Annotated in this window: 11 protein-coding genes; 6 read left to right on the forward strand and 5 right to left on the reverse strand. The window is 67.1% G+C overall.

The features are described from left to right. Positions 1-61: 61 nt before the first annotated feature. Genes ABE522_RS05065 through ABE522_RS05075 form a run of 3 tightly spaced genes read right to left on the reverse strand, consistent with a single transcriptional unit; the run spans position 62 to position 4,901 of the window. Positions 62-3,127, reverse strand: a complete 3,066-nt coding sequence (locus tag ABE522_RS05065) for an efflux RND transporter permease subunit (RefSeq protein ID WP_346590782.1) — start codon at positions 3,125-3,127, stop codon at positions 62-64. Continuing rightward, positions 3,124-4,221 carry an efflux RND transporter periplasmic adaptor subunit gene (locus ABE522_RS05070; RefSeq protein WP_346590783.1) on the reverse strand — a complete coding sequence of 366 codons (1,098 nt, stop codon included), beginning with the start codon at positions 4,219-4,221 and terminating at the stop codon, positions 3,124-3,126. The genes ABE522_RS05065 and ABE522_RS05070 overlap by 4 nt, the downstream gene beginning before the upstream one ends. Positions 4,222-4,268: 47 nt before the next feature. Next, complete coding sequence (locus tag ABE522_RS05075; protein WP_346590784.1) at positions 4,269-4,901, reverse strand: TetR/AcrR family transcriptional regulator C-terminal domain-containing protein; 633 nt, start codon at positions 4,899-4,901, stop codon at positions 4,269-4,271. Positions 4,902-5,224: 323 nt separating this feature from the next. Here ABE522_RS05075 and ABE522_RS05080 point away from each other — a divergent pair, with 323 nt between their 5' ends. From ABE522_RS05080 to ABE522_RS05090, 3 genes are read left to right on the forward strand one after another with little or no spacing between them, the layout of a single operon-like run. Further along, positions 5,225-6,025 carry a MipA/OmpV family protein gene (locus tag ABE522_RS05080; protein WP_346590785.1) on the forward strand — a complete coding sequence of 267 codons (801 nt, stop codon included), beginning with the start codon at positions 5,225-5,227 and terminating at the stop codon, positions 6,023-6,025. Positions 6,026-6,052: 27 nt separating this feature from the next. Further along, positions 6,053-6,766 (forward strand): response regulator transcription factor, encoded by a 714-nt coding sequence (locus tag ABE522_RS05085; protein WP_346590786.1) that lies wholly within the window; start codon positions 6,053-6,055, stop codon positions 6,764-6,766. Beyond that, on the forward strand, positions 6,753-8,111 hold the full coding sequence (locus ABE522_RS05090; protein WP_346590787.1) for a sensor histidine kinase: 1,359 nt from the start codon (positions 6,753-6,755) through the stop codon (positions 8,109-8,111). The genes ABE522_RS05085 and ABE522_RS05090 overlap by 14 nt, the downstream gene beginning before the upstream one ends. Here the strand turns inward: ABE522_RS05090 and arsC are convergent, their stop codons facing one another. After that, a complete protein-coding gene (gene arsC, locus ABE522_RS05095) occupies positions 8,112-8,507 on the reverse strand; it encodes an arsenate reductase (glutaredoxin) (protein WP_346590788.1) in 396 nt (131 codons plus the stop codon). It abuts the gene before it with no gap. A 301-nt stretch (positions 8,508-8,808) separates the two neighbouring features. Between arsC and ABE522_RS05100 the strand changes: the two genes are divergently transcribed. The 3 genes from ABE522_RS05100 (at position 8,809) to ABE522_RS05110 (ending at position 12,835) form a co-directional block, all read left to right on the forward strand. Beyond that, positions 8,809-9,231 (forward strand): hypothetical protein, encoded by a 423-nt coding sequence (locus ABE522_RS05100; protein WP_346590789.1) that lies wholly within the window; start codon positions 8,809-8,811, stop codon positions 9,229-9,231. A 138-nt stretch (positions 9,232-9,369) separates the two neighbouring features. Further along, positions 9,370-11,409, forward strand: a complete 2,040-nt coding sequence (locus ABE522_RS05105; protein WP_346590790.1) for a TonB-dependent receptor — start codon at positions 9,370-9,372, stop codon at positions 11,407-11,409. A gap of 1 nt (position 11,410) precedes the next feature. Beyond that, positions 11,411-12,835: a PepSY-associated TM helix domain-containing protein gene (locus ABE522_RS05110; protein WP_346590791.1), complete on the forward strand. Its 1,425-nt coding sequence runs from the start codon at positions 11,411-11,413 to the stop codon at positions 12,833-12,835. On the opposite strand, the gene ABE522_RS05115 is transcribed toward ABE522_RS05110, so the two are convergent. After that, positions 12,832-13,725 (reverse strand): LysR family transcriptional regulator, encoded by an 894-nt coding sequence (locus ABE522_RS05115; protein ID WP_346590792.1) that lies wholly within the window; start codon positions 13,723-13,725, stop codon positions 12,832-12,834. The two genes, ABE522_RS05110 and ABE522_RS05115, sit on opposite strands and share 4 nt — an antisense overlap. Positions 13,726-13,837 lie beyond the last annotated feature (112 nt).

Genomic DNA, 13,837 nt, shown 5'->3' on the forward strand with positions numbered 1-13,837 from the left:
CGGCGAGCGCAGCGGGCCGAACGGTGACGGATTCCCGCCGAGCATGGCTCGGCGCTACCGGCTACGTGGTGGGATGCGAAGACTTCCGCCTGAACCTGCGCGACATCCACTCACCCAGATCATCCACCACCGTGAACGCGGCCGGGATCACGATCAGGCTGAGCAGCGTGGAGGTGATCAACCCACCGATCACCGCGATCGCCATCGGCGCGCGGAAGCTGGAGTCGCCCGCAAATCCCAGCGCGATGGGCATCATGCCCGCGCCCATCGCCAGGGTGGTCATGATGATTGGCTGTGCACGCTTGCGGCAGGCATCCACCAGTGCATCGTGCTGGCTCATGCCGTGCTCGTCCTCGGCAATCACCGCGTAGTCCACCAGCAGGATCGAGTTCTTGGTGGCGATGCCGATCAGCATCAGCAGCCCGATCAACGCCGGCAGCGACAGCATGTTCTGGGTGATCAGCAGCGCACCGAACGCACCACCGGCGCACAACGGCACCGCCGCCAAGATGGTGACCGGCATCAGCGCATGGTTGAACAGCAGCAACAGCACCATGTAGATGCAGACCAGACCAGCCGCCATGGCCAGCATGAAGCCGATGAACAGCTCCACGAACACTTCGGCATCGCCGGTGTTGAGGAAGCTCACGCCCGGCGGCAACTGTTTCACCCCGGGCAATGCCTGCACTTCGGTCATCACCTCACCCAGCGGACGGCCGTTGAGTTCGGCGGTGAGGGTGACATTGCGCTGGCGCTGGTAACGCGATATCTGCGACGGGCCACTGCCCTGCTGGATATCGGCCACGGCCGCCAGCGGCACCGGACCATCGCGTCCGGGTACGCGCAGCTGGCTGATCAACGCGGGGTTGGCCAGCGTCGCTTCGGCGAAGCCCACGCGGATCGGCACCTGGCGGTCCGGCAGGTTGAGCTTGGCCAGGCGTTGTTCGTAGTCACCGGCGGTGGCGATGCGTGCGGCTTCGGCAATATCCGCCGTTGCCACGCCCAGATCAGCGGCGCGCGCCGAATCCGGGACGATCTGCACTTCCGGCCGCAGCAGCGAGGCGGTGGAGCTCACGCTGCCCAGCCCCTGGATGCCGCGCAGGTCGCGCTCCAGCGCGGTGGAGGCTTCCTGCAGGCGCTGCGGATCATCGCCGGACAGCACCAGCTGCAGCAGGTTGCCGGGTTCAGAACTCACGTAGCTGACACGCACGCCGGGCAGGTTGGCCAGCTTGTGCCGGGCCTCGCGTTCGAGTGCGCGCTGGTCTCGGTCGCGGTCATCGGCCGATCCCCAGTCCAGCACCAGCGTCGCCTTGCGCGGTTCGCCCACGCCGGTGGCGCCGGGGTCACCCAGGTCCAGCACGCTGCCCACGGCGGTGTAGACCTGCTTCAGTTCGGGCATGTCGGTGAGCAGCGCGCGGGCACGCTCGGCCACCGCCACGGTGTCCTGCAGGCGCGTGCCCGGCGGCAGTTCCAGGTTGAGGTTGCTGCGGCCCAGGTCGGACTGCGGGATGAAGGTGGCCGGGATGAACGGCACCAGCCCCAGCGAGGCCACGAACAGGCCGGTGGCCAGCCACAGCGTGCGGCCACGGTGGCGCAGCGCTGCGTCCACCCAGCCCAGGTACCAGACCATCAGACGCGAATCCGGCTTCTCTTCGCCGTGTGGCTTGAGCAGGTAGGCGGCCATCATGGGGGTGAGCAGGCGCGCCACCAGCAGCGAGAACAGCACGGCGGTTGCCGCTGTCCAGCCGAACTCACGGAAGAACTTGCCGGCGATGCCGGGCATGAACGCAACCGGCACGAACACCGCGGCCAGCGTCAGCGAGGTGGCGATGACCGCATTGCCGATCTCACCGGCGGCTTCGCGCGCGGCTTCCAGTGGCGGCTTGCCCATGCGCAGGTGGCGCACGATGTTCTCGATCTCCACGATGGCATCGTCGACCAGGATGCCGACCACCACCGACAACGCCAGCAGGGTGATCATGTTCAGCGTGAAGCCGAAGAAGTACATCACCGCGAACGTGGGAATGATCGACAACGGCAACGCCAGCGCCGCCACCCAGGTGGCCCGCCAGTCGCGCAGGAACAGCCACACCACCAGCAGGGCCAGCAGCGCGCCCTCCCACAGCATCGTCATCGACGAATCGTAGGAGCGGTGGGTTTCATCGATGGCGGTGGTGACCAGCCGGAAATCAATGCCGGGATGGTCCGCCTTGATCTTGTCCAGCGCGGCATGCACGCCGGCTTCCACCTTGACCTCGCTGGAGCCGCGCGTGCGCGACATGGAAAACGCCACGACCTGCTTGCCATCCAGCAGCGCTGCTTCGGTCGGGTCGGCGGCCGCATCGGTCACCGTGGCCAGCGTGGAAAGACGCACCGCGCGGCCGTCCGGCAGCGCGATGGAGTAGTCACGCAGCGCCTGCGCATCGCCTACCGTGCCCAGCGTGCGGATGGTCTGCTGGGCGCCTTCGATCTCGGCCTTGCCGCCCGCGCGCTCCACCTGGATGCGCGCCAGTTGCTGGGAGACATCGCCGGCGGTGATGCCCATGGCGATCAGCGCGTTGGGGTCCAGGTCCACGCGTACCTGGCGCTCTACGCCGCCCACCCGGGTGACCTGGGCCACGCCGAGTACGCCGTACATGGCGCGCGCGATATCGCGGTCGACGAACCAGCTGGCTTCGTCGCTGCTCATGTGCGGCGCGACCAGCGCGTAGGTCATCAGCGAGCCGCCGATATCGACCTTGGAAATCACCGGTTCCTGGATGTCCTGCGGCAGGTCGGTGCGGATGCGCGTGACCGCATCGCGGGTGTCATCCAGCGCCGTGGCGAGGTCGGCTTCCAGCTGGAATTCGATGGTGGTGGTGCTGACGCCCTCGCTGACCGAGGACATCACGCGCTTTACGTTGTTGACGGTGGCGACGGAGTCTTCGACCTTGCGCGTGACCTCTGCTTCCAGCTGGCTCGGCGAGGCGCCGGGCTGGGTCACCGTCACGGTGGTCATCGGGAAGGCGATGTCCGGGAAGCGCGCTACCGGCAACTGGTAGAAGCCCCAGAGTCCGGCCACGCACAGCACGAAGAAGATCAGCAGCGCGGGGAGCGGGCGCTTGATCGCCCAGGCGGAAAAATTCATTGCGCAGCCGCCTTCGCATCGCTGGCCTTCGGCGTAGTGACCACGCGCACGCGGTCGCCCTCACCCAGGAAGCCGGCCCCTTCCACCACTACCTGGTCGCCGGCCTTCAGGCCTTCCAGAACGGCGGTGCGGCCCTGCACGGCCTGGCCGGTGCTGACGCGGTGGCGGCTGGCCTGTTGCTTGTCGGTGACGGTGAACACGTAGTTGTGGCCGTCGCGCTGCACGATCGCCGCGGTCGGGATCGTCAACACCTGCCCGTCACCGGTGACGATGCGGCCTTCCACGTAGACACCGGGCTTGAGGGGACCGGGCGTGGGAAGATCCGCGTACAGGGTGCCGGTGCGGGTCTGCGCGTCCACGCCGGGAGTGACCGCGCGGATGCTGCCGGTGACCACCTGGCCTGCGTAGCGAAGTTCGATGGTATTGCCCACGGCGACGTCAGCCAGCTGGTTTTCCGGCAGTTCAGCGCGCCATTCCAGGCGACCATCGCGGATCAGCCGCAGCAGTTCGGTGCCGGCCGATACCACCTGGCCGGGCTGCACCAGCCGCTTGGAGATCAGGCCATCGGCCGGCGCGCGCAGGTCGGCGAAGTCACGCCGCAACTTGGCCGCATCGCGCGCGGCACGAGCGGTGGCGGTCTGTGCTTCGGCATTGATGCGGTTGGCGCGCAGCTCGTCCAGGCTGCTGGCGCTGATCAGCTGCTGGGCGGCCAGCTTGGCGCTGCGCTCGTAGTTCATCCGTGCCAGCTCCTGCGAAGCCTGCGCCTGCCGCAGCGAGGCATCGGCCTGTGCCAGTTCGCTGTCCAACGTGCGATGGTCCAGCTGCAGCAGCACCTGGCCTTTCTTCACCCACTGGCCCACGTCCACCGGCAGCGCGGTGACCCGCTGCCCACTGATTTCCACGCCCAGCTGCATCTCTTCATAGGCGGTGACCGGGCCGGAGACCAGCACGGTGCGCGCCATCGCCTGCTGCTGCGCAGGGGCCAACGACACCGGCAGCGCGGAGCTGTCGGCTGCGGTTTCATCGGCCGCTTCGTCCTTGCCACCGCAACCGGCGAGCAGGGAAACCAGCAGGATCAAAAAGGGTGCACGCATGAGTGGCTTTCCGTGTGGAGGCATCAGGTTCAAAAAGAAATCGGGCGTCAGGGGGTGCGGCCAAGCCGCAGTTCGATGCCGTCCAGCATCAGCCCCAGGCCCTGTTCAAAACGGGTATCGAAATCGACTTCGCGCCAGACCTCGCGCGCTTCCCAGCAGTGCGGGAAGCGCTGCTCGGCCAGCGCCATGAACGCCTCGCCCAAGGCTTCCATGCTGCCATCGCCGGGCCAGGACTGTTCTTCGATGACATAGCCCATCGTGTAGTACACAAGGTCCATCGCCATGGTGGCGGCGAAGCTGGCTGATGCCCCGGCGCCGACCAATGCGGCGATGCTGGCCTCGCCCACGCGCAGCACGTTCTCGGTGGCCAGGAAGGTCCCGGCATAGACCCGTGCGCCATCACGCCGCGCCTTGAATGCGATGCGGAACTCGCGCGCGATCTGCAGCAGGGTCTGGCGCCAGGATTGGCCGTCCGGGATGGCCTGCGCCACGTCGGCGATCATCGCGTCGGCCATGGCGTCGATCAGCGCCTGCTTGCTCTTGAAGTGCCAGTACAGCGACGGCGCACGGATGCCCAACGAGCAGGCAACCTTGCGCAGGGTGACACCTTCCAGGCCGGCCTCGTCGAGTATCCGGAAGACCGCCCCGACGATCTGTTCGCGGGCGATGGGTTTGCGCAAGCGATTCTACCTAACGTTGTTAGGGGGCGAATCTAACAGCGTTAGGCTGGCCGCCGCAAGGGCCCGCTGGGTGACGACCTGCTTTGGTGGGTGACGACCTGCTTCGGTGGGTGACGACCTGCTTTGGTGGGTGACGACCTGCTTTGGTGGGTGACGACCGTTGGTCGTCACGCTTTAGCCGCTGCGCTCGCCGAGCATGGCTCGGCGCTACCGTTCGCCTACGCCGCTGCCTGAACCATCCGCCACCTGGACGCCCCCCGGTAAGTCGCCTGTAAGTCAGCCCTGGCAAAACTCGCCGCACTCTCCCCAGCGAAGTCCTTCCGATGCTCAAGTACGTAGTGTCCGTTCCCTTCCTGCTGCCGGCCGTGGCCCTCGCGCAGAACACCTCCAGCACCGGCGATCTGCTCGCCAAGGCCGAGAACGATCGCTGGTCGATCGGCGTGGCCGCCGCGGCCAGGCAGAGCCTGTATGCCGGCGAAGGCACCCGCGTGCGGCCGCTGCCGCTGGTGACCTTCGAAGGCGAGCGGATCTTCTGGCGCGGCGTGAGCGGCGGCGTGCACCTGTTCCAGGGCGAGTCCTTCACCCTGGATGCGGTGCTGGCCGGCCGCTTCGATGGCTTCGACATCAAGGACCTGGGACGCCGCGAGCTGGCACGAAATGGCGTCGATCGGGACCTGCTGGAGGACCGCGACGACGGCTTGGATGCCGGCCTGGCCGCCAGTTGGAGCAGCCGTGCCGGCGAGTTCAAGCTGAGCGCACTGGCCGATGTCACTGACACCAGCGGCGGCTACGAAATCGCCGCCGACTATGCATACGCCCTCACCTGGGGGCGTACCACCATTGTCCCGGGCGTCGGCGTCCGCTGGATGTCCAGCGACGTGGTGAACTATTACCATGGCACGCTGGACGAGGAAGTCGCACGCGGTGTGGCGCGCTACCAGCCGGGATCGGCACTGCTGCCGCAGCTCAGCGTCGGCTTCTCGCGTCCGCTGGGCGACAAGTGGCGCCTGATGGGCGGGGTGGACTACAGATTCCTGCCGAATGAAATCACCGACAGCCCACTGAGCGAGCCCGACACGGATGGCTCGGCTGGCCTGCGGCTCGGCATCACCCGCAGCTTCTGACCTCCCGCTTCCCGGTACCCGCCCTGCATGCCACCGCCCCCGCTCGCTGCCCTGCCCAACCGGATCGCCCTGGTCGAAGACCATCCGCGCCTGGCCAACCTGGTCGAACGCGGGCTGGGGGCGGCGGGTATCGCGGTGGATATCTACCCCAGCGTGGAAACCGCGTGGCATGCGATTGCACGGCACGGTTACGCAGCGGCGGTGATCGATCGCGGCCTGCCGGATGGCGATGGCCTGGACCTGGTGCGCCGGCTGCGTGCGGCCGGCAACCGCATTCCCTGCCTCATGTTGACGGCCCGCGACGCCCTGCACGATCGCGTCGATGGCCTGGATGCCGGCGCCGATGATTACCTGCCCAAGCCATTCGCCATCGAGGAGCTGACCGCACGCGTGCGTGCGCTGATGCGACGGCCATCGGAACTGCGCGAGCTCGATGTGTCCCACCAGGGTCTGTACGTGAAGGCTGCGGAAGGCTGCATGCGCTGCGGCGACGAGCAGATCAACCTGGCCCCGGCGGAGCTGCAGATCATCCTCTCGCTGGTGCACGCCGCTGGGCAGGTGGTCCGCCGCAGCACCTTGGAAGCGGCCGCATGGGGTGTCGGTGAAGCGGTGACCCCGAATGCGCTGGATGTGGCGCTGCACCGGCTGCGCCGCAAGCTGGTGGCCATCGAATCGGGCCTGGGTGTGGTGAACGTGCGCAACCTGGGCTTTGCGCTGCGGGTAGCCGATGCTTCCGCGTAGCCTCAGCGCACGCCTGATGCTGGCCACGCTGTTGGCGCTGCTGGCCGCAGCGGCCGCCGCGGTTGCGGTCACGGCCTGGGTACGAATGAGCACGCCGGAAGACGCCGTGCGCGAAGAACTGCTGGAAGAGGTCGATGAGGTGCAGGCAGCCCTTCGGCTGGATGCGGCTGGCAGGTTGCACGTGGTGCTGCCGCCACAGGCCGGCAACGTATACGACGCCATGCCCCGTGATGCGGCCTACTGGATCACCGACGCGCAGGGCCGCACGGTCGCCAGCAGCCGCCCCGGTCCCGCGCTGGACGCATTGAAACGCGTTGCTGCCGGCGCAACGCGGATGACCGTGCCCAACCCCGGGGGAGACATCGCGCTGCAGGTGATCCACGGCCGGATCGATCATGCCGGAACCTCCTACGTGGCAAACATCGCACGCAGCGACCGGCTGGTGATCACCCTGAAAAACCACGCAGACAAGCTGTACCTGCGTGCCGGCGCGGCGGTGGTCCTCCTCGCCCTGCTGACCTTCGCGCTGGTGATCACCCTCACCGTGAACCGCATGCTGCGGCCGCTGCGGCAGGCCTCCCGCGTGGCGGCGCGGGTCGGTCCACGCAACCTGGGCGCACGCCTGCGCAGCGACGGCCTGCCCTCCGAAGTGGTGCCGTTGATCGAGGCGTTCAACGCCGCGTTGGAACGCCTTCAACAAGGCTTCCGCGTGCAGCAGGACTTCCTTGCCGCCGCCGCCCACGAACTGAAAACTCCCCTCGCATTGTTGCAGGCCGAGATCGAACTCGGCGGCGCGCCCAACACACCGCTGCTGTTGCGTGACACCGAACAGATGGCGCGCCAGGTGCACCAGCTGCTGCACCTGGCCGAAGTCAGCGAGGACCACAATTACACCTTCGCCCCCATCCAGCTGGGCGCGGTGGTCGCCGACGCGGTCGACTACCTGGCACGGCTGTCGGCGCAGCACGCGGTGCACGTGGCGGTGCTGCAGGCCAGCGTGCCCACCCCTGCCGTGGAAGCCGACGCTTCGGCGGTGTTCGTGCTGGTCAAGAACCTGCTGGAGAACGCGCTGCATCATTCGCCGGCGGGCAGCACGATCACCATCGCACTTCAACCGGATGGCTTCAGCGTGCGCGACCAGGGATTGGGCATCGCTGAGGCGGACCGTCCACACCTGTTCAAACGCTTCTGGCGCGGCACTGCGCGGGAAAGTCGCGGGGCCGGACTGGGCCTGTCCATCTGCCTGGAAATCTGCCTGTCGCATGGATGGACGATCAGGCTTGACCCGGCCACTGGCTCATCCGGCGCGTGTTTCGTGGTGGAAACCATCGGCGGAGTGGAATGATCAGCCGATCACTTCACCGTCTTCCTTGGTGAATGGCCTGGTGATCGGCGGCAGTATCTCCAACACCACTTCCGAAGGCCGGCACAGTCGCGTTCCCATGTCGGTCTGCACGAAGGGGCGGTTGATCAGGATCGGGTTCGCCAGCATCGCATCCAGCAAGATGTCATCACTGAGGGTGGCATCGTCCAGGCCGAGCTCCAGGTAAGGCGTACCCTTCTGGCGAATCGCATCGCGCACGTGCAAGCCCGCGGCGCTGATCAACTCAACCAGCCGGCCCCTGTCCGGCGGATCGGCCAGATAGTCGATCACTTCAGGCTCAAGGCCTGCGTGACGGATCAGCGCGAGGGTATTGCGCGAGGTTCCGCACCTGGGGTTGTGGTAGATCACCGCGTGCATGCGTTTTTCCTGTCGGATGAAGGCCCAGGCCAGCATGCCACCGGCGGGCAGAAAACACAGGTTTCGGTGCTGGCCCTGCGATCCATGCGCCCGCGCAGGGCGCGCCCGGGCTCACTATATTCAACCGCGGCGTAATTGGCAGCATCCCGGCGTTGGTGACCCCGGGCCCAGGTGTGACAAAGCGTCGCAGCGGGCAGTTGAACGGCCATCTCACGCGCTGATGCCGCTGGCTTCCCCTAGAATCCAAGTCGTGCGCTCGCCCCTCTTCCACCGCTGGCTCCACGCTTGGGCATGCCTGGCCATGGCCCTGGTGATGGTGGCGCCGCTGATCAGCCGGGCGCTGGCGGATCATCCCGCGCCGAGCGCTGCCCTGGCGTCCATGGAAGCTGCCGCGAACCCGCACATGGGGAGCGCGCACGACATGCACCATGGCATGCAGCACGCCCTGCACCACGACATGACGGCAGCGCAGCCGCCGTCCCACGCCGCGTCGAGCGAAACCGTAGCGCCCGCCTCCGCCGATCCCCATGCCAAGCATGAGATGGGCGTGGAGTGCGACTACTGCCTGATCGCCGTGCGGATGATCAGCCTGCTGGTCGCGCTGCTGCTGTTGCTCACCGTCTGGCCCTCGGCCTTCCGCACGATCACGGCACGTCACCCGACCCGGCCCGCACCTGCGCTGGGCACGCTGGGCGCACGCGGTCCGCCCGCCATCGCCTGCTGATTCAGTTCCCCGGCCCGCGGCTGCACGCTGCGTTTCGGCGCGCGACTGGATCCCCTGCTTCCCTTCCACCGGGCTGACGCACCGGATCTTCTGCCTGCCCCGACCGCCCCCGGTCGCGGCATTTCGATGTCGTGGACAATGAAAAAACTTCAACCAAAGCACCCGCTGCCAACGGCGATCCTGGCGGCACTAACGTGCGCGGCCGCCTTACCCTCGTTGGCATTCGCGCAGGATGGAACCGCACTGACGCTGGGCACCGTACAAGCCCGCGCGACGGCGCAGCGGGAGCTGCCGGCACGCCTGGTATTCACCTCGGTGGACGTCATCGGCGGTGACCTGCTGCAGCAGCAGAAAGTGGACCACAGCTGGGAGCTGCTGATGAACGCCCCTGGCGTGCAGGTGACCCAGTTCAAGATGGGCACCGATGCCGGCCGCTTCTCCTTCCGCGGCTTCAACGGCGAAGGCCGCATCAACGCGGTCAAGCTGCTGATCGACGGTATTCCCAGCAATGACAATGCGGGTGGGATGCCGTATCTGGATGCGGTGTTCCCGTTGGACATCAGTGCACTGGAAATCGTCCGCGGCACCAACGATGCCCGCTATGGCCTGCATGCCATCGCCGGCGATGTGAACGTGTTGACCCGCCAAGGCGGTAACGACGGGCAGGCCAGCCTCACCGTCGGCAGCTTCGGCACCCGCGATATCCAGATCGCCAAGGGCTTCGAAAAGGGCGCGTGGGCGCAGAACTATTTCGTCGGCTGGCGCGGCGCCGATGGTGAGCGCGACCATGCCGAATCCAATCAGCGCAGCTTCGCCGGCAAGTGGTTCTACACCAACGAAGAAGGCCAGTGGCGTGCGGGGCTGAGCACCCGCTACTACAAGAACACCGCACTGGAAGCCGGCTACCTGAGTTACGCCGAAGTGCAGGCCAATCCAACGCAATCCCCCGATTACGCGCGCGATGACCGCAGTGAGCGCCAGACCGTGCAGACCGCACTGCATGCCGATGGCCAGCTGGTCAACGGCTGGAGCTGGAATGCCAAGGCCTACCAGAATGACTACCGCAACCAGCGCTGGGTGACCTTCACCGCCGGCGGCGCACAGCAGGAGCGCTTCAACGACGAGACGCACCGCGGCGTGATCCTCAACACCACCTGGCGCCCTGCTACATCGCTGGCGGAGTTGGTGCTGGATGCCGGCGTGGACGCGCAGTGGCAGGACAATCTCGCCGCCCGTTACCGCACCGTGGCGCGCGAGCGCCAGACCACCCTGCGTGACTGGAGCTTCGACCTGGATACCCAGGGCGCGTATGTGCAGGTCGTGGTCAAGCCGGTTGAAGCGCTCAAGATCGTGCCGGCCTACCGGGTGGATCACATCGACGGCGGGTTCCACAACCGCGCCGATGGCAGCCATGCGCCTGCTTACAACTACGGGCTGATCAAACAACCCAAGCTGAGCGTGTCCTACGACGTGGGTGCGCGCACCGTGGCATATGCCAACTGGGGCCGCACGTTCCAGATCGGCAGTGGCAACGGTGCGTACCGTATCCAGGCCAACAACGTGCTGCCCTCGCGCAATGAAGGCTGGGAAAGCGGGCTCAAATGGACGCCGCTGCCGGGGCTGCAGACCCGCGTGGCGTATTGGGAGCAGCGCGCATCGGATGAAGTGGCCACCATCCTGGGCGTCAACGGCGCGATCGGTGCCAATGAAGTCGGCAATGTCGGCCAGACGCTACGGCGCGGTTGGGATGCCCAGCTGAGCTGGCAGGCCAACGAACAATGGCGGGCCTGGGGTTCGTATTCGCGCCAGAAAGCGGTGATCACCGTGGCCGACCCGAGCGCGCCGCAGACCCGTGGCCGGCAGATCGAGAACGTGCCGAACTGGCTGGCCAATGCCGGCGTGGAGTACGCGCCGCGTGCGGACTGGAGCTTCAGCGCATGGGGCAACGGGCAAGGCGATTACTTCGTGGAACGCACCAATACGCTGGGCCGGCATGGCGGCTACGTACTGATGAACCTGAGCGCGACCTACCACGTGGACGCGCGTAACCGCGTGGCCCTGCAACTGAAGAACGCGACCGACCGTTTCCATGTGTATGCCTGGTATGACAGCGGATCCTCCGGTTACTCACCCGGTGATGGACGCGCGCTCTACCTGAGCTGGACACGGGATATCTGACATGCAGACCACGCCTTCTCCAGGGCCCACTGATCGCTGGCGCTTCCATCGCGCGGTGTGGCGGTGGCACTTCTATGCGGGCCTGTTCGTGCTGCCGTTCATCGCATGGCTGGCGGTGACCGGCGCGGCGTACCTGTACCAGAAGCCGATCGACCGCTGGATCCACCACGATCTGAAAGTAGTGGATCCCGCGCGCGGTACGCCCACAGCGGCGAGTGCCCAGATCGCCGCCGTGGAAGCCGTCGCAGCAGGACAGACGTTCCGGTACACCCTACCGGAGCGCGCCGATGGCAGCGTGGAAATCGGCGTGCAGCAGCCTGATGGAGCGCGCGATGTGTACTACGTCGACCCCCGCACCGCGCGGGTGCTGGGCTCGCTGCCGGACAAGGGCACGTTCTCCGGCGTGGTGCGCCGGCTGCACAGCCTGGACCTGATCGGAAACCGGGCCAGTGCGTTGATTGAAATCGCCGCGGGCTGGGCGATCCTGCTGGTGATCACAGGGGTTTACCTGTGGTGGCCGCGCGGGCAGCGCGGAGGCGTCACCCGCGTGCGGGGGCGACCTGCACAGCGCCTGTTCTGGCGTGACCTGCATGCGGTGACCGGCGTCTGGGTGGGTGCGGTGCTGCTGTTCCTGGCACTGACCGGCATGCCGTGGTCGCTGGTCTGGGGCAAGCAGGTCAACGTCTGGGCCAACGGCCACAACGTTGGATACCCGGCTGGCGTGCGGGTGGATGTACCGATGTCCGACCAGCGCCTGGCCGATGCCACCGCTACCAGCTGGTCGATGGAGCAGGCAAGGCTGCCGACCTCGCAGCACGCCCCTGCGCTGCACGCCGCGCCGCCACAGCAGCAGGCGCACGAGGGCCATGGAGGTCACGGCGGCAGGGTGTCCGGGGATCTCGCGCCGCAGCCCGGGGCCATCGGCATCGATGCCGCGCTGGAGCGCTTCAACGGGCTGGGCATGGCGCCCGGTTACAGCGTGGCACTACCGCGTGGCGCGATGGGGGTGTACTCCGCGTCGGTCTATCCCGAGCAGGTCAGCCTGCAACGCGTGGTGCACATGGACCAGTACAGTGGCCGCATCCTGCTGGACATGGGCTACGCCGACTATGGCGCGCTGGGCCGTGGACTGGAGTGGGGCATCAACGTGCACCTCGGCCAGCAGTACGGCACCTTCAACCGGCTGGTGCTGCTTGTTGCCTGCGCGGCGATCATCCTGCTGTGCGTGAGCGGCGCGGTGATGTGGTGGAAACGCCGTCCCGCCGGTGGCATCGGCATCCCTCCCCTGCCGCACGCGAAACGCACGATCGCCATCGTTTTCGCGCTGCTGTGCATCGGCGGCATCCTGTTCCCGCTGCTGGGGCTGTCGCTGCTGGTCATCGGCGTGCTCGATTTCATCCTGACCTGCGGCTGGCGCAGCAGCTAGCGGCGAAACGCCGCTTCCTGCGGACCCTCGTCGAAGCAGGAAATCAGCAGTTCGGTCAGCGCCCGCACCTTCAGCGAGGGGTGCGGGCCCGGCGGACGGATCACATAGATTCCGGCTGCCGGCGGCGGATAACGCGGCATCACCGGCACCAGCGTGCCGGCGTCCAGATAGGGCCGGGTGAGTCCATCGGGCAGCCAGGCGATGCCCAGCCCGGCCACCGCCGCGGCAATCAGCGCGGTACCGTTGTCGGCCTTGAAGCGCCCACGCGGATGCACGGTCACCACGGCATCGCCATCGCTGAACTGCCAGGCTTCGGTGCCCTGCATCAGCGCCTCATGCGCCAACAATTCGTCCGGCGTTTCCGGCGCGCCATGCGCCGCCACATACTCCGGACTGGCAACCAGCTTCCCGTACAGCGGTCCCACGCAGCGGGCGACCAGGTTGGAATCGGGCAGGTAACCCACGCGGATCGCGCAGTCGAAACCCTCCGCCACCAGGTCGGCGAAGCGATCACTGTAGACCGCGTGCACGTGCAGTTGCGGATGGCGCCGCGCCATCTCGGCGAACACCGTAGCGAAGTGGGTCGGTCCGAAGGTCAGCGGAGCGGCAACCCGCAGGCGCCCGCGCAGATCACCGCTGGGCAGGATCGCATCGCGCGCCGCATCGATCTCCGCGCAGGCCTTGGCGGCGTGATCGCGGAACGTCGCGCCGGCTTCGGTCAGCGCCGCACCGCGCGTGGTGCGTGCCAGCAGTTGTACGCCCAGTTCCGCCTCCAGCCGGGCCAGCCGCCGGCTGACGATCGACTTGGACACATTCAACCGGCGCGCAGCAGGCGAAACGCCGCCTGCGTTGGCCACTTCCACGAACGTGCGCAGTTCTTCGATATCCACCGTGACCTCCCGGATCCACTCGCCAGCCTGACACACACCGGGCCCGTCCCGCGTTCCCCATTGTGCGACACAGCTTGGCAGGAAAGGGTTCTACCGCCCCGGGCGGGGGGAT

The sequence above is a fragment of the Stenotrophomonas lacuserhaii genome, assembly GCF_039674585.1.
In the GTDB taxonomy this organism is placed as follows: domain Bacteria; phylum Pseudomonadota; class Gammaproteobacteria; order Xanthomonadales; family Xanthomonadaceae; genus Stenotrophomonas; species Stenotrophomonas pennii_A.